This is a genomic window from Proteus sp. G2673, assembly GCF_009915125.1.
Lineage (GTDB): Bacteria > Pseudomonadota > Gammaproteobacteria > Enterobacterales > Enterobacteriaceae > Proteus > Proteus penneri.
Genome location: NZ_JAABLT010000007.1, coordinates 44,158 through 69,559, shown reverse-complemented (window position 1 = coordinate 69,559; position 25,402 = coordinate 44,158). Strand labels below are relative to the sequence as shown.

The 25,402-nt window shown below is 38.7% G+C and carries 15 protein-coding genes; 6 read left to right on the top strand and 9 right to left on the bottom strand.

The genetic code is table 11. The features are described 5' to 3' along the window. Nucleotides 1-25 precede the first annotated feature (25 nt). From GWI59_RS03175 to GWI59_RS17375, 3 genes are all read right to left on the bottom strand, one after another. Nucleotides 26-721, bottom strand: a complete 696-nt coding sequence (locus GWI59_RS03175; RefSeq protein ID WP_006534451.1) for an oligogalacturonate-specific porin KdgM family protein — start codon at nucleotides 719-721, stop codon at nucleotides 26-28. A gap of 81 nt (nucleotides 722-802) precedes the next feature. Then, on the bottom strand, nucleotides 803-1,960 hold the full coding sequence (locus GWI59_RS03170) for an N-acetylneuraminate epimerase (protein ID WP_161669701.1): 1,158 nt from the start codon (nucleotides 1,958-1,960) through the stop codon (nucleotides 803-805). 329 nt (nucleotides 1,961-2,289) lie between these two features. Further along, nucleotides 2,290-2,505, bottom strand: a complete 216-nt coding sequence (locus GWI59_RS17375) for a hypothetical protein (RefSeq protein ID WP_006534448.1) — start codon at nucleotides 2,503-2,505, stop codon at nucleotides 2,290-2,292. Between the two features lie 407 nt (nucleotides 2,506-2,912). On the opposite strand from GWI59_RS17375, the gene GWI59_RS03165 reads away from it, so the two are divergent. Further along, nucleotides 2,913-4,229, top strand: coding sequence for a sodium-dependent transporter (locus GWI59_RS03165; protein WP_006534447.1), 1,317 nt, complete (start codon nucleotides 2,913-2,915; stop codon nucleotides 4,227-4,229). 86 nt (nucleotides 4,230-4,315) lie between these two features. Here GWI59_RS03165 and GWI59_RS03160 read toward each other — a convergent pair whose 3' ends face one another. From GWI59_RS03160 to GWI59_RS03145, 4 genes are all read right to left on the bottom strand, one after another. Further along, nucleotides 4,316-5,686 (bottom strand): class-II fumarase/aspartase family protein, encoded by a 1,371-nt coding sequence (locus tag GWI59_RS03160; protein WP_109399176.1) that lies wholly within the window; start codon nucleotides 5,684-5,686, stop codon nucleotides 4,316-4,318. An 11-nt stretch (nucleotides 5,687-5,697) separates the two neighbouring features. After that, nucleotides 5,698-7,254 (bottom strand): PTS transporter subunit EIIC, encoded by a 1,557-nt coding sequence (locus GWI59_RS03155; RefSeq protein ID WP_006534444.1) that lies wholly within the window; start codon nucleotides 7,252-7,254, stop codon nucleotides 5,698-5,700. 332 nt (nucleotides 7,255-7,586) lie between these two features. Then, a complete protein-coding gene (locus tag GWI59_RS03150; RefSeq protein ID WP_072065002.1) occupies nucleotides 7,587-8,327 on the bottom strand; it encodes a MurR/RpiR family transcriptional regulator in 741 nt (246 codons plus the stop codon). A 197-nt stretch (nucleotides 8,328-8,524) separates the two neighbouring features. Beyond that, complete coding sequence (locus GWI59_RS03145) at nucleotides 8,525-8,770, bottom strand: DUF2543 family protein (RefSeq protein WP_006534442.1); 246 nt, start codon at nucleotides 8,768-8,770, stop codon at nucleotides 8,525-8,527. A 124-nt stretch (nucleotides 8,771-8,894) separates the two neighbouring features. Here GWI59_RS03145 and GWI59_RS03140 point away from each other — a divergent pair, with 124 nt between their 5' ends. After that, nucleotides 8,895-9,611, top strand: a complete 717-nt coding sequence (locus GWI59_RS03140) for an RluA family pseudouridine synthase (RefSeq protein ID WP_006534441.1) — start codon at nucleotides 8,895-8,897, stop codon at nucleotides 9,609-9,611. A gap of 10 nt (nucleotides 9,612-9,621) precedes the next feature. On the opposite strand, the gene GWI59_RS03135 is transcribed toward GWI59_RS03140, so the two are convergent. Both GWI59_RS03135 and GWI59_RS03130 read right to left on the bottom strand, forming a co-directional pair. Then, entirely contained in the window at nucleotides 9,622-10,098 is a 477-nt protein-coding gene (locus tag GWI59_RS03135; protein WP_161669695.1) for a cold-shock protein, read from the bottom strand. Nucleotides 10,099-10,208: 110 nt separating this feature from the next. After that, nucleotides 10,209-10,742 carry a DUF2058 domain-containing protein gene (locus GWI59_RS03130; RefSeq protein ID WP_072065008.1) on the bottom strand — a complete coding sequence of 178 codons (534 nt, stop codon included), beginning with the start codon at nucleotides 10,740-10,742 and terminating at the stop codon, nucleotides 10,209-10,211. Between the two features lie 184 nt (nucleotides 10,743-10,926). Here GWI59_RS03130 and yajD point away from each other — a divergent pair, with 184 nt between their 5' ends. From yajD to GWI59_RS03110, 4 genes are all read left to right on the top strand, one after another. Beyond that, nucleotides 10,927-11,274 (top strand): HNH nuclease YajD, encoded by a 348-nt coding sequence (gene yajD / locus GWI59_RS03125; RefSeq protein ID WP_006534437.1) that lies wholly within the window; start codon nucleotides 10,927-10,929, stop codon nucleotides 11,272-11,274. Between the two features lie 698 nt (nucleotides 11,275-11,972). Beyond that, complete coding sequence (locus GWI59_RS03120; protein WP_161723948.1) at nucleotides 11,973-13,679, top strand: ShlB/FhaC/HecB family hemolysin secretion/activation protein; 1,707 nt, start codon at nucleotides 11,973-11,975, stop codon at nucleotides 13,677-13,679. Between the two features lie 78 nt (nucleotides 13,680-13,757). Continuing rightward, nucleotides 13,758-24,725: a hemagglutinin repeat-containing protein gene (locus GWI59_RS03115; RefSeq protein ID WP_161723946.1), complete on the top strand. Its 10,968-nt coding sequence runs from the start codon at nucleotides 13,758-13,760 to the stop codon at nucleotides 24,723-24,725. Then, nucleotides 24,725-25,246, top strand: coding sequence for a hypothetical protein (locus GWI59_RS03110; RefSeq protein ID WP_006534425.1), 522 nt, complete (start codon nucleotides 24,725-24,727; stop codon nucleotides 25,244-25,246). The genes GWI59_RS03115 and GWI59_RS03110 overlap by 1 nt, the downstream gene beginning before the upstream one ends. Nucleotides 25,247-25,402: the final 156 nt, after the last annotated feature.

Genomic DNA, 25,402 nt, shown 5'->3' with positions numbered 1-25,402 from the left:
GCTTTTTTATTCCGTTTTACTTAAATTAAAAATGGAATTGCAACCCAACTCGATAACGAGTCTGACGATCATCGCTGAGAGGGCTTACAGCCATATTGCCAACTTCAATATAAGGTGTGAAAGTACTGTTGATTTGATAAGAGAGAGCGACGTTATGCTCATAATTGCGTTTTTTATTATCATATTTTATAGCGTCGCTATACATTTGAGTATAATCATATTCCACTTTAAATTTGTTATATTTATAACCGATAAAACCATCAAGGCGATTTGTTTTTTCATCATCAACACCTTGTTTTGTTTTACGGGCATAATCAAAACGATAACGTCCTGCAATATATAAACCATTATCAAAGTTATATTGTGCTTTTAAATAGGGTTTATATATAGAAGTATCTGTTACAGTTTCAAAAATAAGGCCAGGCTGCAATGTAATATGGTTATTTAGTTTATAGTTATAACTTAATCCCATTTCAATCGCATTATTAACAACATCACTAAATAGTTTATCTTTTTCACCATCAACACCACCCGATTTAACGCTAGCATCAATATAAAAACCAACGCCATTTGAAAAAGAGTGAATAAATGCAACTCTATCTTTATTAATTCGAGTAGAGTCTGCATATTCATGACGAAAGTCCAACGTAGTCGCATATAATTGAGATGATATTAATAAAGTACAGCATGACAATAAAAGTTTTTTCTTTTTATTTAGCATAATATTTATCCAAAAGGTGAGATCCCCTGAATTAAACAAGGAGATCTTTATAATTTATTTTAATTTATATGTAGGAAGAGATTATTCAATAATTAATTTTTTATCTTTCATCGTTAAAGTAATAACTGAATTAACAGCTTCACCTTTATTTGTTTCACCTCCAATTAAATAAAGTGAATTATTATGTGAGATAGTGACACCATAACCAAGAGGAAGAGGTAATTCACCAATGACTTTCCATTGATTATTAATAAAACCATAAATTTCTTTATGCCATGTCTTTTCTAATCCTTGATGCGCAAAATAATGTTGCTGTGCATATTTTTCCTGTGCGCCCGGAAAATTAGCCCCACCAGCAACAAGTAAAGTATGCATACTATAACCTGTAAACGCACCAGCTAAGCCATCTTGCCGTTGATTAGATATAGGGGCGGGTAGTTTCTGAGCAACAGAATCCCATTGTAATTGATTATTTTTTAATGTGGCAGTTTGTACTTCACTGGTACGTAATCCAGGTTTTATTTCACCATTGATTAAAGTGATTTTATTGCCATCATAAGCTAATGCAGAACCTGCTGTTCCATTAAATGGTATAACACCTAATAATCGCCATTGATTATTTTCAGCATTATATTCCATTACATTTCGATTAAAAAAATAGCCCTCTACTGGCTTATTAAAATAATCACTAATGACTTTTTTATTTTCAATTTCATTCGATTTAGTTCGATTTAAATCCACGAAATAACCGTCAAATATTTGTTGATTAACACCACCAAGAATAATGGCGTGATCATTGTTAATGTTAATCCCTGTGTGCCCCACTAATCCATAAGGCGCTCGTGTATTGACCTTTTCCCATTTATTTTCTTTTGGTAAATAGCGATAAACATCCGTAAGCGCACTAATTGTTGCGCTATTTTCATTTTCTTTACCTGCTCCACCAAAAATATAAATATCGTTATTTAACTCTAGTGCAATAGCTTGCTCTCTTTGTGTTCCAGGAAAGTCTGCCATTTTTTCCCATTGTTTTATCGAATTATTGAGATCAAGCTTGTACCATGATTTCCCCGCTGTACCTAAACCAGCATAAATAACATTTTCGCTGATTGTTCCAGCCCCACTTTTAAATGTTACGGGTAAATTAGGGAGTTTTTCTGCAAAACTAGCAGACGTGAATATTGTCGTCACTAGCATTACAGAAAGACAGGAGTAAGATATTTTCTTTATTCTGTTCATACTTATTAGCTCTTATTATTGTCATCAAGTAGGGTATTTTTCTTGTATCTTAAATATCACTCCAATATATAATTATTTTCGGAGTTAAACTTCAAATCGATCTTTTCTGAATTGTGAAGGCGATCAAAATGTCTATTTTTTAATCTCATATTTTTACAGCTTTCTTTAAACTAAATTTAGGAATAAAAATCTGACAATGAAATGAAAAATAGTCACAACAAATTATTATTGAGATTTTATGCAGAATATAATTTTACTTCTTTTGCAGTAAAAAAATTTTATGACACAGGTAAAAATGGAGTTTTATTTCAAGTGCCTTTTTAATCGATTTAATGCTTATTTTTACCTTGTGTGTTAATTAAAAAACGAGTTATGTAACATGATGGAGTGGTGAGTTGATCACCTGAATATAAATAAGGTGTACCCATATCTTCAATATCAGTACAAGGCCATTGAATATGCGCTAAACCTGCCAATTTTTCATAAGTGACACCAAAAATAGCGGACATATTCCATAACTTATTACGACCTTCAACTATTGGCATCAGAAAAACATTTAGAAATAAAAATTAACACTGAATTCTAATAAAATTTCTTTCTTTAGTTTGAATTTATGATATAAATAATAAATACGCATTTTGAAAAACAATATTTCATATTGCATTGCGATCATATCCATTTCAATAAAGAGCAAAAAGATGAACATGAATACCGATAACCGACTTTTAGGCCTAAACCTACTACTCCTTCGTTAGGTGGCCAAGCACGTTCATTTTTTTGCAAAAGCCACCAGTAAGGTGGCTTTTTTGTCTGTAGCCTTCTGGTGGAGCTGTTTTTAGGGGAGTTCTATGATGTATAGTTTCACCACAAGGATTAAAAGTTACAGTCACTTACCAACAACCTATTGTTTGGCAATCACCTCCATAACACACATGATTAAACAGGGGGAAAAATGAGCCAACAATGGACATCACGAATCGGCCATATCTTAGCAGCCGCAGGCTCTGCAATCGGTATTGGCGCAATCTGGAAGTTTTCTTATGTTGCCGCCAGTAATGGGGGAGGCGCATTCTTAATCGTCTTCTTATTATTCAGTTTTATTATCGGGCTTGCGGTATTACTGGCTGAGAATATCTTAGGTAGCAGCACTCACGCTGAAGCCGTTAATGCCTTTAAGAAAATGATGGGACGCAATTGGGTCATCATTGGCGTTATTGGTGTATTCAGTTCATGGTGTATTTATAGCTTCTATAGTGTTGTCGGTGGTTGGACAATTGGCTATACCGTTATGGCGGCAACAGGTCAGTTGAATATTACAGATAGCGCTGAATTAACTGGTATTTTTACCCACTTTATTAGTGATCCTTTATGGCCTATTTTGGCTCACCTTGCCTTTGCTGGATTAACCTGTTTTGTGGTTTTAGCTGGTGTACAACGTGGATTAGAAAAAGCCGTCAAAATCATGATGCCAATGTTATTTATCATTATGATTTTATTGATTATTGTTGGTATCAGCTTACCCGGTTCATCTGAAGGCTTAAAATTATTTTTATACCCTGATTTTAGCAAGTTAACCCCTCAAGGCGTATTAGATGCGTTAGGGTTAGCCTTCTTTTCACTGTCTATCGGTTTAGGTATTCACATCACTTATAGTGCTTATTTAGCGGATAACAAAGGTATCGCTAATTCCAGCATGTGGGTGGTTATTTTGTCCTGTATGGTGTGCGTACTTGCTGGATTAATGATTTTTCCTGCTTTATCTGCCGCAGGTTTAGAGCCTAATGCTGGCCCTGGCTTAACCTTTATGACGATGCCGGTTTATTTTGCTCACTTACCCGGTGGCAATATATTAGCTGTGACGTTCTTTATCCTGTTATTAATGGCGGCATTAACCTCTGCAATTTCATTACTTGAGCATATCGTCGCTTATGTGCAGATGCGTTTTCAGTGGACTCGTCGTCGTGCAGGATTAGTGGTTACCGCCTCTATTATGTTGATGGGTATTCCAGTTTCATTATCTTTCGGACCGATGAGTGATGTGACACTGGGGGGGAAAACAGTCTTTGATTTGTTGGATTACCTGACTTCTAATATTTTGATGCCACTGTTTGGTATTGCAATGTGTTTAATCTTTGGTTGGTCACGTAGAGCGAATGCATTTATTCCTGAAAATATCACGGGATTAAAACGTCAAAGCTTATTATTGGTGTGGCGTTATATTGGTCCAATCTGTATCGGTATTATTTTAGTTCATGGTTTAATTGGCTAACTATCAACGAAAAAGAGCTACTCAAATGAGTAGCTCTTGACTTAACTGATAATGATTTTTTATGGATACTTGATAGTTTTTACTATTTATTTATAACTTTGTTTAATTTCTTGAGAAATCGCTAACCCACGTTTTGCTTCTTTTTCAGCAAGCTCAACAGATAAACCGATATAAGAGCGAGGATCTAGCATTGCTTTAATTTCATCCGCATTAAAGGTAGCGCTAATGATCTCATTCTTCATTAGGTTAGTGTAAAAATCCTCACCATCTGCTGCTGTTTTAATGGCTTCTTCATATAACAGTGAATGCGCTTTATCTTTACCTAATTTTTCTGCCATTTTCATCATAACGTATTCGGTATTATCTAATCCCTTATTTCTCATCACGTTATGTAGCATTCTCTCTTCATGAGGAACAATGGTTCTTGAAAGCTCTTCCGTTCTTAACAAAACTTCTGTTGTTAATTCTAATGCTTCTTCAATTAAGCCATCGAATAACATATAAGAACTGCTGTCACCTTCATAAGGTCTTACCGCAGAGTACATTCCCACATTTGGTAACGAGTACAATTTCTGAGAGTTAGCAATAATACCTTTCGCTAATTTTGGATTAATTTTATGAGGCATCGTGCTACTACCCACAGTGCCTTTGGTAAATCCTTCAGAAACTTCAGCAATTTCTTCTAATGTAGTGCTATAAACTTCTTCACCAATTTTATGGCAGATATTAGCCATCAGTGCCAAGTTCATCATGTACTCTAATTTGTGTGTACTTAGGTTACGTGATGGTACTTCCATTGCCTGCATACCCACCAATTCAGCAACGCGTTTTTGTACTTTCATTCCCACTTCAGGCATTGAGTTAAAAGCACCTACAGCGCCACCCATCATAATGGTGAATACACGCTTCTCACACTCTTTCATGCGCTGATAGCAGTCAATAAAATCGCTGATCCACACTGACACTTTATACCCGTAAGTGATAGGAATAGCATGACGACCGTGCGTTCTACCCGCCATTACCATATGTTTTGTTTTTTCAGCGAGGTTTGATAAGTTTTCAATAATTTCGCTTAACAACAACATAAATTTGTTATGTACGGTTTTCATCATATACAGCTGTGAGCTTTGCTGTATATTTTGTGTGGTAATGCCGTAGTGCACATATTTACCACTCTCTTCAGAGCATGCATTCACTAGTACTTTTAAGAAAGGCACAAAGCCATGACCGATTTTTTGATAAATACGGTTCATCTCTTCAAAATCAATATTCTCTATAATCGCCTTTTCTTTAATTTCATCTGCGGCAGACTGTGGAATAAAACCATATTCAGCTTGTGCTTGCGCTAACATTGCTTCAAACATCAACCAAGTTGAATATTTAGCTTCATTGGACAGCAGCTTTTTTATACCGCGATCGTCGATTGTTTTACTTTTAGAATCGTATAACGCTCTCATCATGTATCCTTTTATTTCTTCATTGCTTCATCAACAGCATTGCGAACAAATTCGACTTTAGGGCCATAAACGACATGGACATGGTTTGCTGCCGGAAAGAAGAATGCTGTACATCCAGACTCCAACATTAATTCTTTATCTATTTGATTAACTTCATTAATATCAATACGTAGCCGTGTAATACAGTTATCAACATTACGAATATTTTGTTTGCCACCTAACGCCTGAATAAGAATGTCTGCAATTTCGCCATAACGTTTTTCTTTGATTAGCGTATTTTTCATATTGCTTGATTCTTCTCTACCTGGCGTTTTGATATCAAATTTGACGATAGCCCAGTAGAAAATGAAGTAAGTCACAACCGCAAGTGCGCTACCAATCAACACTAAGAAGATCCAGTTAGTGTGTTCGTACAGCAAACCAAAGATAGTGAAATCAAAGACGGTGCCTCGGATATAACCAATTGCAACACCAGCAAAAGAGAGCAGAACTGCGCCAATACCTACGATAATCGCGTAAATTAAATAGAGTAACGGTGCGATAAAGACGAAGGTAAATTCAAGCGGTTCGGTAACGTTACCTAACATGGCAGTTAAGACCATCGTCACCAACATCGATTTAACTTCAGCGCGGTTCTCTTTTTTCGAGGTTTTATAAATTGCTAATGCAATCGCAGGGAATAAGAACAACGTAACCAACATTTGTTGCTGAGCCATAAAACGCGTCAAGCTTGGCATCATTGCCCAATATTCACTACTTGGCCCTTGGTTAAATAACACTTCTGTCATTGCTGGAACAACGCCCACATAGGTTTGGCCGTCAATCACATAAGAACCACCAGCTTCAGTAAATCTAAACAGAACGTTCCAGACATGGTGTAAACCAAATGGAATAAATAGACGCTCACCACCTGCGGTAAAGAAAGGTCCGACAGGACTTAAGAAGACAGCCGAGAGCTTAGTTAAGCCCATGACTAATACTTCCCAAATAAATGGCAGTAATGCACCTACGCCAATCATTAATCCGACCATAATAATGGCGACAGATTTTTTTCCTGAGAAGAAGGCAAATGCGGTCGGTAATTCAAGGTTATAGAATTTATCGGTAGCCCATGCAGCGATTAATCCGGTGATAATCCCCCCTGCGGCACTGATGTTCATAGTTTGTATACCAAGCACCTTGATTTGCCCCACCTGTGTCATAATCGCAGGATCAGCAAGTTTTCCAGTCAATACCAACCAGATATTGATTGTACTTATCAAGGTTAAATAACCCACCACAGAGGCAAAGACCGCTATCCCCTTATCTTTGTGGCTCATACCATATGCCACACCCATTGCAAATAAGAGTGGGATATTGTCAAACACAACGCCCGCAATAGAACGGATACTCACTAATAAAGCATTGACTGTTTCATTTCCTAAAAAAGGAAAGCGTGCAATCATATAAGACTGAACTAAAGCACCACTGATCCCCAAGATCATACCGATAGGTGCCAATACGCCGATTGGTAGAAGTAGGGTTCTACCAAAGCGCTGAATAGATTCGCTGAACTTTTTCCTGGCCATATTTGTTTCCTTATGACTTCTCGAATATAAAAGAATTACCGAGGTACTCTAGCTTAGGGATTATAGGAAATGAATGACGTGGCGGTTTTAAATATTATCTCAGGTCACAACTTATGACTTAGGTCTTTTTTTAATTATCAACTTAATCAATAACAGTGAATAAATAATTTTACTCTATTAAATAATATTTATTTTAGAACTTAGAAGTAAGATTGAAAAGAAAGACTATTTTAGAATAAATGATAATTATTCTAACGGAATAGATTAATACTATTCACGCTTTAATAATTAAAAGAGGAGCTAATAAATCAGATAGATGATGTTATCTTTTTTTAAAGTAGATTTTCCAGCTCGTTAATCAATAAATCTACCAGCATAAAAAAACCAATACGTGATTTGGTATCGTCTTTTTTTGTATCATGATTATCCGCAAAACAAAATAGCGCATGTGTTGCGTAACTGGTTAATTCATTAGTATTAAATGCTGTCATGCTAATGATATTGGCATCTTTTAACTGAACGATTTTTGCTGTCTCGATGATTTTCTTGGTGCCACCAGAAAGAGAAATGAAAATAACGGTGTCGTCTTCATTAACAAGACGCGTAAACGAATCAGATAAATTGTAATCATTAATAAAAAAGCAATGTAGACCTAATGCAAACAATAGGTGTTCAAGGTAATACCCTACGGCTTTACTGGTGCCTCTTGCAACAATAAAAATATTCCTAGAATGGCGTAAAGTTTTTGCACACTCCTGAATTTGTGCTTCATTAATTAAGGTAAATGTTTTATTAATGTTTTTTTCTAACTGTTTTTTATAAGATGCCGCACTCGTCTTTTCAACCTTATTTCTGGTCAAAATATAATTATTAATTTGGAATTTAAGCTCTTTAAATCCACTAAACCCTAATTTTTGCGATAAATTAATGATCACCGTTTTTGATACAAAGGTTTTGGCAACTAAATCATTAATATTTAAATATGGAATATCCGCAATATTATCGGTGAGATATTTTAATACTTTTTTTTCGCTGATCGTTAAATTGTCATAATTTTTTAAAAAATCCAGCATATCTCACCCAATAAATTAATCTAACGCATTCTATGAAAACAGCAAACATCAAAAAAGCAGCTCTGTTCTTTCTGCGAGTTTATGTGAAATAAAGTACATTACGAGTATACGTCAAATCATACAGTTATGTAGGCTCAGAGTGATATTTTGTGAATTAGGATAATATTGAGCCCACTTTTTAATGAGCCCAATACGTGTTATTCATTACCCCAGCGATTTAGAAATTCAGCGATATCATCAATGCGTTTTTTATCAATACCCGCTTCTTTTGCCATCTCTTGTTGTGCCGATTCACTAATTTCTTCGTTATTTGTGAGTCGAGTGAGTAACAACTGAAAATAAAGTGCTAGCGCATCTTCTTCAGCTTGAGCGACAGGCTTTGCGGATTCCATCGCATACTCTTCTACCATGTCATAATATTTAAAATGAATGTCATTGTTCATAAGTTATTCCCAAGAATTAACGTTTATACTCGCCATATTCAAATGAGTAAGAGTATATCTCTACATTCGCCTGATAACCTAAAATTCGCTATCATCCACTTTCTTCTTTTTTGCGGATAAGCTGATGTCTACGATTATCGATACTTTTATCGCCCCACCTTGCCATGATGAAATCGAGATCCTTTATCAAGACGAGCACTTAGTTATTATTAACAAACCAACCGGACTATTGAGCTTATCGGGAAAAAATCCACAAAATATCGATTCGGTGCATTATCGATTAGTGAAGCTATTTCCAGGATGTACGCTTGTTCATCGGCTTGATTTTGGCACATCTGGATTGATGATTGTGGCACGCAATAAAGCAATCAATGCGCTTTTATGTCAGCAATTTAGCCAGCGCAATATAACCAAAATATACAACGCACTACTATGTGGTCATTTGAAAAAGAATGAAGGGGTGATTGATGCACCAATTGCAAAAGATCCCGCTCTATTCCCACGCATGTCGATTTGCCCTATTAATGGTAAACCTGCACGCTCTGGTTATCACGTTATTGAGCGTTTTTATCATACATTAGAAGATGGAACATTATTGCCTTTAACACGCGTACAATTTACCCCTGAAACAGGAAGAACGCATCAACTTCGTATTCACAGCCAGTTTATAGGGCATTCTATTTTAGGTTGTGATTTATATGGTGGATGCGACGGAGGTTTAATTGAAAAAAGGGAAGGAACTGAACGGACTCCGCGACTTATGCTTCATGCAAGTGAACTTCATTTTGTTCACCCTATTAGCCAAACACCAATAAAAGCGCGTTGCGAAAGCCCGTTTTAAATGTCGATATTTACAGTTTGAGCGCTTTTACTGTTTCATCGATATCGAGTTCATCTTCAGTAAAAACTATCTCTGTTCCATGCATTGTCATGATCGCCAGTTTTCTCAAAGTACGCATATTATTAGCACCATCCGCTGATTTTGGTCTGATGCTATTCATTAAAGTCCCGACAGAAAGTACCGTGTTTTCTTTATCGATATGCGTATCTGCGGATACTTCCTCACTATAAATTCGAAATGATTTAATAGATGTTAGCTTAATTCGCTCACCTGCAATATAAACGTATTTGCTGTCTGGGATCACTTTAACCGCATACGCAGACAGCCCTTTGGTATTGGTGGTCGGCTCAAAAGTGACATTTGCATCTGTCTTTATCAAAGCAGGGTTGGCAACTTTAATCACATGAAAATAACGGTTATCCCCGTTTTCATCTTTAATAAATCCAAAACCTTTATCTTCAAACCACTTTGTGATTATTCCGTTCATTGCCATTATTATCGCCTACTTAATCGTTTATCTACAAAAATTTGCTGATGCAGTATAAAGCACAATGCTTATACAGACTATGCCTGTGAGCGAATATGCTACGTTGCTTACTACCACATCAAATCATCTGGAATTTTAAAATCAGCATAAGGATCGTCTTCATCTTGTTCTGTCTCGCTAAGCGCGTTATTTAACAAGATACAGTCCACATCTCTTTGTGTAATTTTATCCGCAACACTGGCTGGAATAATCGCGTATTCCGTTTTATCTGCACTATCCAGACGAGCAATAGCAAGACGCCCACTAATTAATTGGGATTGCGTTAGTTTATCCACTACGATGTTTTTAATCACATTATTGTCAGTGAAATTAAAATCAATATCACCTTTTGCTGGTGTAATTCTATTCATCTCAATAAGTTGCTTAACTTGCGCTTTATATTCTTTAGATAAAGTTGCTTGTTTTTGTTGTTCACTAAGCAGTCTATCGCGCTCAAGTTGGGCTTTTTTATTTTCTTCTACGGCTTCTCTTGCTTCTCGCGCTTGAACGCGTGATTTTTTTGCCGTTCTTTGGACTTTTGCCATTTTTTTACTGGTCACAAGCCCTGCTTTTAACATTTGCTCTTGTAAGGTAAGTTTTGCCATTTTTATGCCTAAATCTGCTCAATCATTTTTGAAATTATACCTGTAATTTCCAAGAGTGCATCAGATTGTAAGATTGGTCGTTTATTAGAAAAATAGGACTAGTGCGATTTGAACCTACCTGTGTATTTAGAGTATATTGGAAAAACTATCGCCAAACCTTCTCTTATAACAGGTAATACTAACAATGGCTCTGATCCCCAAAAACTATGCACGGTTAGAAAGTGGTTACCGTGAAAAAGCACTGAAAATCTATCCGTGGGTATGTGGACGTTGTGCTCGTGAGTTTGTCTACTCGAACTTACGTGAACTAACCGTTCATCATATTGATCACGACCATACCAATAACCCAGAAGATGGTAGTAACTGGGAGTTATTGTGTCTGTTTTGCCATGATCACGAACATTCAAAATATACAGAAGCAGACCAATACGGCACAACTGTTGTCGCAGGTGAAGATGCGCAAGATGATGTCGGTGCAGCAACCTATAATCCTTTTGCTGATTTAAAGTCGATGCTCAATAAGAAAAAATAGTATTATTAACATCTGCAAATAATATAAAAATAACACTGTAATTTAGTGAATATAATAAAAATAGTAAGGCTTCTCTTTTTACTGATTTATTTCAGTAAGCCTTTCTATACTCTACCTCTCAACTTTTTATCCATATTTAAATTATCATAATGAAGTTTTTAATACTCTTTTAATGACAAAAAATAATTAGCAAATTAAATTCATTTAAATAACCAGATAACCAATACTATTAAAGAGTTCTTTTCATTAGAAAACACAATCAATCTATTAAATAGAAAACCAATCACCCCACATCAAAAAAACCTTTGTTTTCTTTATATTAATTGGATCACATCTCAATATTTCTATATGACTTCTTAAATAAATTATTAATAAACAATAAGCGCAATTAATCATAAATACCATAAAAGAAAACTATTTAAATAGTTTATTAACTTATAAAAAAACAATAAGATAAATTTAAACTTATTAGCAATATAATAAATCTCAAAATTTCAAATCAATACAAAATTACCTTGATTTCTTCATACTAACTTGGCTAAATTAAAACCAAGGCAAATCTAATTAAGTTATTATTTTAAATATTCATGGCATTACTTCTTATATATATTAGCGATAAATAGCATCGCCATTTTATTACTGCGTGATATATAAAACCATTGACTAACAATTAGCATTATTAGGAAGTTATTCAAACAATGAATAAACATCATTATATAAAATGGGGATTGTTCTCTTTTTATTTTTTATCTATTCCGTTAATTGCAGTACCATATACTTCCCCTATACCGGCAGAACAAGCCGTGTCGATTGATGATCGAGAACAACAACGCCAAAAAGAGCGAGGGCGTATTTTACAACAACAAAATAGACCTGATATTGATACTCGTCTTTCTCACTCAGATATCGAACTTCCTGACTACCCTATTAATGAAAAACCCTGTTTTTGGATTAATACCTTTACGCTTGAGGGCGAAGCTTCTCGTGATTTTCAATGGACACTAAAAGCGGTAGATGACGCTAAAGATCATTGCCTTGGTGGACAGGGTGTTTTGTTAGTCGTGAACAAAATTCAAAATGAAATATTATCAAAAGGCTATGTCACCACACGAGTTATGGTACAAGAACAAGATCTTACACAAGGTCATTTAACGCTCACACTACAACCCGGTCGAATTCATGAGATCCGTTTTGATGATAATGTCTCTTGGCGTGCTCGTTTATGGAATGCGATCCCCACATCATCAGGCAATATTCTTAACTTACGTGATATTGAACAAGGGCTGGAAAATTTTAAACGGGTACCGAATGTCACAGCAAACATTCAAATCGTCCCCGGCAAAGAAGATGCCACCAGTGATTTAGTTGTGAGTTGGCAAGAACAGCGCCCTATACGGCTAAGTTTGGGGTTAGATGATAGCGGTTCAAAAAGCACTGGGCGTTATTTAGGTTCGGCGACATTGGCCATTGATGCACCTTTCTCTCAAAACGACCTATTTTATGCCAATGTGGGTAAAGATTACTTTGATAATGGCCCATTTGGTAATCGTTCTTACACCTTTAACTATTTTATTCCTGTTGGAAACTGGGGCTTTGCCGCTAACTACAACCATTATACGTATCATCAAAACATTCCTAATGCGAATGAGATATTGCGCTACAGCGGTGAAAGCGACAATACCCAATTTACCGTATCCCGATTGCTATTTCGTAATCAGTTTCATAAAACCACACTCAATATGCGGGTCTATCGCAAGCATTCTACCAATGCGGTCAATGGGATTGATATTGACCAACAACACCGCCGAACCGCAGGGTGGGAAATCGGTTTTAACCAGCGGAGTTATTTCGGTAATGCCACCTTAGATGCCAACCTCAATTGGCGCCGTGGTACGGGGGCATTTGGTGCTCTACGTGCCCCCGAAGAAGACACTCACAGTGGGAGTGCCAGAACCGGACTTTTTTTAGGTAATATCGGTTTTAATCAGCCTTTTTCTTTGGGTAAGCAGCCTTGGCGCTGGAACACCTCGCTACGTGGTCAATGGAGTCAACATGCCTTAACTCCACAAGACAGAATGGCAATCGGTGGACGTTATACCGTGCGCGGTTTTGATGGCGAGCAAAACCTATCTGGTGAAAAAGCCCTGCTTTGGCGCAATGACATTGCGTGGAACCTGTTTTCTCAAGGACAAGAGCTCTATTTAGGTATCGACTATGGTCGTGTTGAAGGACAAAACACACGCTACCTCGTGGGACACCAATTAGCGGGTACAGCATTGGGTTTACGCGGCTCACTATGGTCTCGAATAAGTTATGACGTTTTTGTGGGTACACCACTTTATAAACCCGAAGGTTTCCATACTTCAGGTGCGACCGCTGGTTTTAATCTTAATGTAGAGATTTAGTCTTTCTGTGGCAGTTATTCCCTTGGTTTAACTAATCCTTTCTCTTTTTTTGGATTGTTGATTTTAAAGGTATTATTTATGAATAAGCATTGTTATCGCCTTATCTTTAGTCGTACCCATGGGGAATTACGTGTTGTTTCAGAATTAACCAAAAGTTGTAGTACTGAAGCAGGACAAACAAGAGGCTCCCAAGGTACTCGGATATGGGTCACACTTCGGCGTAGCGCTTTTTTACTTTGGTTGGCGTTAGGTTCTCCTTACGTATTGGCTAATGGTATTGTTGCTGATAACAACGCGCCACAAAATCAACGACCAGAAGTCATTAATACTCAAAATGGTTTACCACAGGTTAATATTAGTGCGCCTAATGAGGCGGGAATTTCTCATAACCAATACAAACAATTCGATGTCGATCAACGCGGTGCTATTTTAAATAACTCAGCGGTCATGACTTCAACACAGACCGCAGGCATGATCCAAGGTAACGCCAATCTTGATCCGAACAAAGCGCCAGCTCGCGTTATTTTAAATGAAGTCAACAGTAATAATCCAAGCCAATTGAAAGGGTTTATTGAAGTTGCTGGTGGGAAAGCACAAGTGATTATTGCTAACCCTTCGGGCATTATTTGTAATGGGTGCGGCACGATCAATGCGGGTCGAATGACGCTAACAACGGGTAAACCTCAACTTAATCCTGATGGAAGTTTAGCGGGATATCGTGTTGAAAATGGCGTTATTCATGTTGAAGGTGGTGGGTTAAATGGAGATAGTCGCCATGATACACAATACGTTGATCTGCTCGCCCAAGCGGTAAAAATCAATGCAGGCGTGTGGGCAAAAGAAAAAATTGAAGTTGTCGCAGGGCGTAATCAAGTCGATACGCAAAACAATGCCACGGCACTTGAACAAAAAGAGAAGACTGCAAAACCGGAATTTGCCATTGATATGGGACAAATGGGGGGAATGTACAGTGGTCAAATTAAAATGGTGGGCACTGAACAGGGCGTTGGTGTACGTAATCAAGGTGGTCATCTACAAGCCAATAAAACCTTAACGGTGACAAGCCAAGGGCAACTCGTTTGGCAGTCAACAAAAACGCAAGAAGCAGTGACACAAGCAGGTGGCGATATTAACCTGATTGCCAAAGAAGATCTTATTCATCAAGGTAAACTTCATAGTGGCGGTCAGTTACGTGTAGAAAGTCAAGACGGTGCGTTGAAGCAATCAGGCACATTAGCCGCAACAAAAGACGTGACTTTAATTGCCCAAAAAGAGATCCAAACACAAGGAAATTTACTGGCGGGCAGTGATCTTAATAGCCAAATCATCCAAGACGCAAATCTCACTTTAAACAGCCAAAATAATATTCGCGCTCAAGGTAATTTACTGAATAAAAAAGCGATTAATATTACGGCAAAACAGGTCGATTTAAGCCAAAGCCAAATTGCTACTTCAACGTTAGCGATAAAAGCAACACAAGGTGATGCTCGTTTAGACAATGCACGAGTTGATACCCATAAAGTTGATGTTATCGCAACGGGGAATATTTCTTCTCAACAAGCCAAAATAAAAGCCCAATCTTGGGATATCGATGGGAATCATCTTTTCAACCAAAAAGGTATTTGGACACAAACAGGAAAAAGTGAAAGTCGTTTTGCATTAAAAGGCCTATTTAATAATACGAAAGGCAGTGTTGAAGCTTATCAATTATCCCTTAATGGCCAAGACTTAAATAATACCGATGGGCGTTTAGTGATGTTAAATAACTCGCAACAACATTGGCAATTTAATCAATCGATAAATAATCAACGTGGCGAGTTAGGGAATAATGGGAATTTACAGCTTGATACTCAACATCTTAATAGTGAGTCAGGGAGTATTAAAAGCCCAACGCAATTAATAATAACAGCAAAATCAGGGATTAATAATCAAAAAGGTCAGCTTCTTTCTGGTGAACAGCTTATTTTAAATACGGACAATTCTCTTAATAATCAATCCGGAAAAATAAACAGTAACCAAATTGACATTAAGACGTCTTTATTCAATAACACGCAAGGACAGCTAGTTGGTCAAGATACTTTAACGCTTTCTACCCAAAAGACATTAACCAATACTCAAGGTTTTATTGGTGCGGGTAAAGCATTAACGTTGTCTGCACAAAGTGATTTAAATAATCAAGCAGGCATTGTGCAAAGCGAATCTCTATTTAACCTTGTTGCCAACCATATTGATAATCAAGAAGGACAATTACTTTCTGGTCATCAAATGAAGGTGAAAGCAGCTTCATTAAGCTCATCGAAAGGTAATATCAGTGCAAAAGAGATTGATCTTAATGCAAATACGGTCAGTAATGTTGCGGGAAAAATTATTGGTCAAGATAGGTTAACGCTCACAACGCATCAATTGCTCGATAATACACAAGGTACATTATTAACAAATAAAGCTTTGGTGCTTTTAAATGAAAATAACCTTATCAATGATAATGGTCTGATACAAAGTGGCGAAATTACGAAGATTGATGCTCAAAATATTAGCAATAATCAAGGTAAGCTTCTTGCTGGTCAACAGATAACATTAACCACTCCAAAAAACCTCGATAACCAAAAAGGTGAAATCAGCGCCAAATCGTTAGCCGTCACCACCGATCAGTTAACAAACCAACAAGGTAAATTGGTTGCCACAGACAATCTCGACCTTATTGCTCACCAATCTCTTAATAATACTCACGGTTTATTGGAAGCAGGGAAAACACTAAAGATAACCACCGCAGGACGTTGGAATAATCAAGAAGGGATCACCCAAGCAGGGCATCAAATTATTGCCAGTGCTGATACCATTGATAATACCCAAGGGCAGTTACAATCAGGGGATAAACTTACCTTCAAGACGACTCATGATGTCATCAATACATTAGGTAAAATAACCGCACAACACCTTTTACAGTGGCAAGGTCACGATAATAGCCAATTTAATAATAATAACGGGTTACTGCAAAGTAATGGCACGCTAACGTTAGAAGGCGGGGCACTGAGCAATCAACAGCAAGGCAATATCTTTAGCCAAAAGGCGCTACAGTTAGTGCTAAAAGGTGATTTACTTAATCAACATGGCAAAATCACGAGTAATGAAAATAGTGTGATTAAAGCGAATAATCTTATCAATACACAAGGTGAGATAAATTCCCTTAATACACTCAATATTGATTTATTAGAGCAACTGGATAATCGCCAAGGTCGCCTGTTTAGTCAATCATCACAACACTTACAAGCCACGGATATTCTCAATACCAAAGGTTGGATGGGCAGTTTAGACACATGGTTTGCAAAAGCATCAGCCTTTAATAACCAAACGGGACAAATACAGAGCCAAAAAGAGGCCTCTTTAGTTGCTAATACCTTTGATAATACAAATGGATTGCTTCAATCTAGCGATAGCGCTCAATTACGTATTGCTAAGAGTATAAACAATACCCAAGGTAAAATTAGTGCACAGAATACAGTTGATGCACAAGGTACACAGCCTAACGGTGCTATTGAAACGGTTAACAATATTGCTGGTCAATGGTTAGCAGGCAACAGACTCAATTTACATGTACTCAATCTCGATAATTCACAGCATGGCTTGTTATATAGCCAACAGCATACACAGTTAGCGGTGGATAATGCCCTGAATAATCGTCAAGGAAAAATTCAAAGCGAAGATAATCTCGCCTTAACTGCCAAAACGCTATACAACCAATCAGGTTCAATTGATGGTCAGCAAGGGGTAACGCTGACGCTAGCGGATTTACTCGATAACTCACAGGGTAAAATAAGAAGTAATCAACACCAATCCATTTATGGCTCTAGAATTCAAAACCATCAAGGTCATATCAGTAGCCAAGGTGAATTAACGGTTAATGGTGCACAGCTTGATAATACGCAAGGTATGCTGATTAGCCAGAAAAACAGCCATTACGATATTGAACACATTAATAATAATGCAGGAAAAATACACAGTGGCCAGTCATTAACACTGACTGCAACTGATCTTCAAAATCAGCAAGGCCAGCTCGTTTCAACACAGGCGTTAAAGGTTAATACCGCTCAATTAGATAATCATAATAACGGTATTTTAAGTAGCCAAGATGCCCTTAATATCACCACAAACACGCTAAATAATCGCGATAATGGCTTAATTTGGGGTACCACCCAAAATGTGATTTCAGCAAAAAATATTGATAACACCCAAGGGCGCCTACAAAGTAATGGATTGTTATCCTTAAATTCTCTCTCTTTATTGAATAACCAAAAAGGGCATATTTTAGCTAATGGGGCGATTGCAATAAATGCGAAAGACGCCCCTATTGCCTCAACCTTAATGTTATTGAATCAGCGTGGCGTTATTCAAAGTGGTGATAAACTCACACTTAATACTCAGACTTTCAATAACCAAGGTGGCACGTTACAAAGCGAAAAAGCTTTAACGCTTACCGCAAAACAGGATTATACCCGACGTGATGGAGATATTTTAAAGAGCAATCAATCTGTTTCCCTTTCTATTTCTGGCGTATTTACGAATTTAGCTGACTGGTTATTACCCGCTTCACTGACGATAAAAAGCCAAGATATGATTAACTCGGGCACGTTAGTTAGCCGTGCACTAAATTTCAACACGGGTTTACTGAAAAACCGCGGTCGCCTTGAAGCTGACGATTTTACCTTTAACCTGACAAGCTTGGATAATTCCGCCACTATTATGGGTGATAATGGGGTTATTCACACTCAATTACTGGAAAATAAAAGTAAAAATGCCGTTATTGCAACGACACAATCTCTTGATTTAGCCGCTCGTGACAAGTTGATAAATCATGATGGTGCGTTGATTTATAGCGGCGATAAGTTATCTCTATCCGGTTCATTTATTGAAAATAAAGCTAGCTTTATTGAAGCCGAAGGCGATGTCTCAATTACCGCAGACCAATTGCATAATTTACGTGAAGGACTGGAGATTGAGCGAGAAGCGGAGAAAAGTGATTATCGCTGGCATCGTTATCATTATTTCTGGCGTTCTTATAATTCAAAAGTTATTACAGATCCCACACCTTTTGCGCCTACAACCCAAAAGTTAACGTTTAATGATGATAATGCTGTTCTTAATAATAAATATGGAACATTAACAGCAATAGATGCCTCAGGTAAAAGAGCTCAAGTTCTTGTTAATAATGTAAATGACAATACACCGATAAGCTTATGGGTACATTATGAATCGCTTATTCCTAATAGCGATGGTACCTATAATATGACCTTTTATCAGACGACTGGATTTGAACAGATAAATGGCGTTCCTACACCGTATCATAATACGGTATGGAGAGAATTCTCAGGCGAACCTCGTATTGAACAATGGGATCCAAATATACATGTAAGTAGCTATGATCTAAAACTTATTAGTGATTATAGTAATTTCCGTGAACGCACAGTATCAGGAACAGCAACACGAGATAAATTAATTTCTGAAGGTATTGGCGCTCGTATTCTCTCGGGTGGCAATATGAAGGTGAATATTTCAGAACGACTCTTTAATGATGCCAGCATGATTACTTCAATGGGCGATCAACATATTGAGGGAAACGGTAAAATAGACAATAAAGCCTATTCTGTTAATGAACGCCGCCAAGAGTATATTGTCGATCACTACGATAAGGATACCAAGCACTGGTACCCAAGCTTTAATAATGATGAGACTACAGCATTAGCTACCATTGATAGCATCATTTCAGGCAATGGTAATGTCACAATTAAAGGGGCATCAATCACCAATACTACGGTGAATGCCGCGCAAATTAACACGCTTGAAGCTGCATTAAAAGCCGTTGAAGCAGAGCGCGCAGAATTTGCCCGTAATCCGTTAGCGTTTAATATAAAAGGTGTGGATAAGCAGACCGCCAATACAGAGGTCACAACGGGAAGTAAAAGTGAAATAACCCATTCTGATGCTACATCGCCTTTGGCTCGTCCATTATTACCCTCAGAAATTGCACTGACTGAAAAACAACATTTAGGCAATGTGATCACCGATTTGCCTGATAATGGTCTATTCCGACAAAATATCGCCCCCGATAATCCATTCTTAATTGTGACGGACGAACGTTTTACCAGCCGTACTAAATTTATTAGCAGTGACTATTTACTTGATCGTGTGGGGTACGATCCTGCGCAAGTACCTAAACGATTAGGGGACGGATTCTACGAACAACGTCTTGTGCGTGAGCAAGTATTAAAACTGACGGGGCGCCCCTCACTTTATGAAAGCGATGCCATGGCACAGTATCAATATCTTATGAACAATGGTGTGAAAGTCGCGAGTGATTTCCATTTACGCCCCGGTGTTGCGCTTACACCAGAGCAAATTACGTCATTAGAACAAGATATTGTTTGGTTGGTCAGTGAAACAGTCGATACCGCACAAGGGCCACAAACTGTTTTAGTGCCAAAAGTGTATTTAGCGAATAAAACCTTAAACTTATTGAACAGTGGCGCGATTGTAAGTGGCGATCATTTACATCTTTCTGCTGATAGCATCAATAATGCAGGACAACTGCTTGCCAATAAAGGGCTTGAAATTGATGCCAACCAATTTGAACACCAAGGTGGCGATATTCGGGGTGAAAATGTCAATATTCAAGCGGATAGCATTAATTTAAGTACTAATCTGCAAGATGCTCTACGCCAAGCCCGTATCAACGGTACCGATATCACGCTAAAAGGCCACGATATTCAACTGCAAGGGGCAAAACTGGATGCATTAAACGACATTAATCTAAATGCGCGTGATAATCTCACTATCACTACAGCAAAAAGTACCCATTCTAGTGAATTTGATGTGATATCAGGTTCAATGGGTAGTCGGACTGAAAATTTTATAGAAGAACCGGGTGAACACCGCCTTGCTCATCTCAGTGGTGAATGGCAACGAGCACAAGGAAGCGAGTTGAACGCCGGCGGTAACCTTAATCTCACCGCGGTGAAAGATGTCACACTGCAAGGCAGTCAAGTCAAAGCGGATGAACACCTGACCGTAAATGCAGGCGAGAACCTCAATATCCTCGCTGACAGTACCACAACCAAAAGCCACCTTGATGCCAATAGTAAAAGCACCTCCGTGAGCAATACTCGTGAAGAAGAGCGTTTGCAATTAAGTACACTCAGTGGTGATAAAGGCGTCAGCCTAAATGTGGGGCATACCTTGACAGCACAAGGTGCTCAAGTAGATAGCACCGAAGGTAAAACCACCGTTCGAGCTCAAGATGTAGATATCCAATCCGTCACAAAACAGATTGAAGACAGTGACTATCAGCATTCAGGCGGAGGACGTAAAAGTTACAGTCGTCTTGTGGATACCGCCCAAGAAAACGTGGTTGGAAGCACCTTTAGCGGACAGCAAGGTGTTGAAATTACCGCCCGTGAGGGTGATATCAATTTAACAGGTAGCACTTTACACAGTGAAAAAGGGGCTGTTGATTTAAGCGCCACACAAAATATTAATCTCAATACCGCGACAGAAACCCATACGGAGTTTTTAGAAGAACATTCAAAGAGTAAAGGATTTTTAAGTTCTAGTCAGACTCATACTCTCCAAAATGATCATGTGACACGTGAGCAAGGTAGCGTCGTCAGTGGAGAGCAAGTCAATATTCAAGCGGGTAAAGATATTCAAGTTACAGGCTCTTCGGTGGTCGCAGAAAACGATGTCAGCTTAACCGCTGGTAACAATGTCGATATCACCGCTGCGACCGAGACCGACTCGCATTATCTCCTCGAAGAGAAGAAAAAAAGCGGTCTAATGAGTAGTGGTGGCATTGGTTTTAGTGTGGGTAAACAATCCTCCCGCCATGAAGTGGATGAAAAAGGCACCACCCAAAGCCAAAGTGTCAGTACCATTGGCAGCACACAAGGTAATGTCAATATCACCGCAGGTAACAAACTGCATGTGGGTGGCGCTGATCTGATTGCCCAAAAAGACTTAAACCTCACCGGTGATAGCGTCCAAATCGACCCGGGCTATGATGAACGGACTCGCACTGAAACCTTTGAAACCAAACAAAGTGGGTTTAGTGTTGCACTCTCTGGAAGTGCAGGTAGCGCCCTCAATACTGCCGTCAGCACCGCACAACAAGCTCGCAAAGAAAGTGACGGTCGTTTAAGTGCCCTGCAAAACACCAAGGCAGTATTATCCGGTGTCCAAGCCCAGCAAGCGGTTGAGTTAGATGGGCTGAAAACCGATGCAGCCAATGCACACAATCTTGCCAACAACCTCAAACCGGGCGATGAAGACTATCAAAAAGGCGCCACCAATACGGTTGGTGTCAGTGTGTCTTACGGTAGCCAATCGTCGAAAAGCGAAACCCATACCGACAGTCGCCAGTCTCAAGGCAGTACCTTAAATGCCGGACAAAATCTGTCGATTACCGCAACGGGTAAAAATAAAGATACGAACCCAGACAGCGGTAATATCACGGTTGTTGGCAGTGAACTCAAAGCCGGCAAAGACTTATCGCTGTCTGCCACGCAAGATATCAACCTTGTTTCTGCCCAAAATACCGAGCAAACCACCAGCCAAAACCGCAGCAAAGGCGGCAGTATCGGGGTTGGTGTAGGTGTGGGTGAAGGTGGCTATGGGGTCAATGTCTCTGCCTCCGTCAACCAAGGCAAAGGCCATGAAAAAGGCAATGCCCTCACTCACACCGAGACCACGTTAGATGCAGGTAATAAACTCACCTTAAACAGTGGACAAGATACCACCCTCAAAGGTGCTCAAGTCAGTGGCGAACAAGTCACTATCAATGTCGGTCGTGACCTCACTTTACAAAGTGAGCAAGACAGTGACCGCTATGACGCCAAACAGCAAGAGGTCAGCGTCGGTGGCGGTTACACGCTAGGTGGCACACCAAACATCAATATCAGTGCCAGCAAAGACAAGATACACAGTAACTACGACAGTGTGAAAGAACAAACCGGTATTTTTGCCGGCAAAGGTGGTTTTGATGTCAACGTCAAAGACCATACTCAGCTTGACGGTGCGGTGATTGCTTCTACCGCCGACAAAGGCAACAATCACCTTGAAACGGGTACGCTGGGTTGGAAAGATATTGACAACAAAGCCGATTTTACTGCCGAACACACGGGCGGATCGATTGGCACCGGTGGCCCAATTGGTAGCCAACTGGTGACCAATGCCGCGGGCGGGCTACTCTCTAACGCCAATAACAGCGGCCACGCCGAAGGCACCACACAATCAGCGGTCAGTGACGGTAGTGTCATTGTTCGCAATGAAGACAAACAAAAACAGGATATTAACAAGCTAAATCGCGATACCGACCATGCCAATGACGGCAGTATCAACCCTATCTTTGATAAAGAAAAAGAGCAAAATCGCTTAAAACAAGCGCAACTGATTGGCGAAATTGGCAATCAGGCGATGGATATTATTCGCACCGAAGGAAATATTGCGGGTCTGAAAGCGCAGAAAGACCCCGATGCGTTAGCCATTGCCAAAAAACAACTGGAAGCGGCGGGTAAAACACCTACCGAGCAAACCATTAAAGACCAAGCCTACAACAATGCCATGGCACAATATGGCACCGGCAGCGACTTCCAAAAAGCCGCCCAAGCGGTGACTGGATTACTGCAAGGGCTGGCGGGTGATAATTTAGCCGGTGCATTGGCAAATGCTTCTTCACCGTACTTAGCAACGTTGATAAAACAACAAGTGGGTGAAGAGAATAAAGCCGCGAATGCCATGGCGCATGCCGTATTGGGTGCTGTAGTTGCAGAGCTAAATAACCAATCTGCCGCCGCAGGAGGATTAGGCGCTGGTAGTGGTGAATTAGCAGCGAGATATATCGCTAAAGAACTCTTCCCGAATAAAGACGTGAGCGAACTTACGGAAAGTGAAAAACAGCAAGTCAGTGCATTGAGTCAACTGGCCTCTGGTCTTGCCGGAGGACTGACTACCGGTGATATAGCTGGTGCAATTACTGGCTCGCAAGCTGGGAAGAATGCGGTTGAGAATAACTTTTTACATTCTGAACAAATTATGAGTTTTGTTGACGCTCAAGCGAAAACTAAGACCCCAGAAGAGAGAAAGCAGTTACAAAAAGATATTGATACACTAGACAAGCAACTTCAATCACAAGCGGAAAGATGGGGAATATCAACCAATGATATGAAGAGCGCTTTAGATAGCTTGAAAACATTGGAAGGTTTGCCAGATTGTAATGCACAATGCCAAGACATGGTGAAAGATTCAATATCTAAACTTGAGCCAGCATTAGAAAATAGAATTGCTAAGCATTCATCACAAACAGAGAACCTCAAAGAGCTAACAGGTATTTTAGCGACGGTGATTGTACTGAATGAAAGCGGATTGATTGATGGAAATTCGAAAGGGAATAATACATCATCAGTAGTTACTAAGCCTAATGTAACGACAACAAAACCAAATGAACAAGTACCACCGAAAACTGTACCTAATCAGACAGGTGGTGATAAATTAGGTAATTATCAAGTTCACGACTTGAAACAGGTGACTGACCCTGCTTTAAATTTAGATTCTATTAGGAATGCGACTCAACAATATTTGAAAAAACCGTTACAGCAAGATGGTGCAGCAGTTAGCTATGCTACTGCTTCAGTTACAGTAAATGGTAAAACTGAATATTATCTTTCGGTGAGTGGCAAATCTTGGTCAGGGAAATCTCCTGATACGGTAAATATTGATGGGGTTACTTATAAAGTTATTCGTGATGATAAGAATAGTTTTACTAGTGTAGGAAACATTGAGTCGAAGAGAACAAATTTTAATCATGCAGAACAAAAGTTATTTAATCATATTCAAGATGCTTATAAAGGACAAAAAGCAGATGTAAATATGGCAATACAAAATACATCGAATCGAGATCCGGGTATGTGCGTAAGTTGTGGCTATACAAGTAAAAATTTTGCAGAAAATAATAAAGATCTTAATGTGAAAATTTATCAAGGCTCTACGGGGGAAAATAAGTAATGAACAATGAACTGATAGAGTATCTACATTCGGTATATCCTGAGTTACCGATTGATACTAGCTATATGCGGGGTTACTCGAATGAAGAAATTGGGAAAATTGAACGTTTATATGACATCAAAGTCGAAGGTCAATTGTATGATTTTTTAGCTAATATTGGTCGTTGTAGCGGTGGCCTTTTTGGCGATGAACCGCTTGTTTTTTATCGATATGGTCAGACGGTTAGAGGTAACATCTTATATCAAGATTCAATGAGAGATGAAGTCCCACATGTTCAGCCATATAATCTTCGAAAACAGAAAGCGTTATTTATATCAGTAGAAAGCTATACTCAGTATTTCTTTTTACTTACAGAGTCTGATGATCCTAACCGAGTTTATCAATATGATGAAAATGAAGAGACTGTAGAAGCGACTGACTGGGATCTAAACAGTTATTTAAGACATATAGTTAATGTCTATACGCGAAACTACAAAATAAAAGCTCCATTTGACGAATGCGGCGAGCTTATTGTTATTTAAATTATAAAGATCCCAATTTAATATTGGGATCATCTTTAATAATCTTATTCACTCCTCAGTCGACCGGATAATCAACTGTCCAGCTTGGCGGATAAAGGTATAATGATCACCACCTAAAATTCCTGTTTATTCACACACTTACAACTAATTATCAGT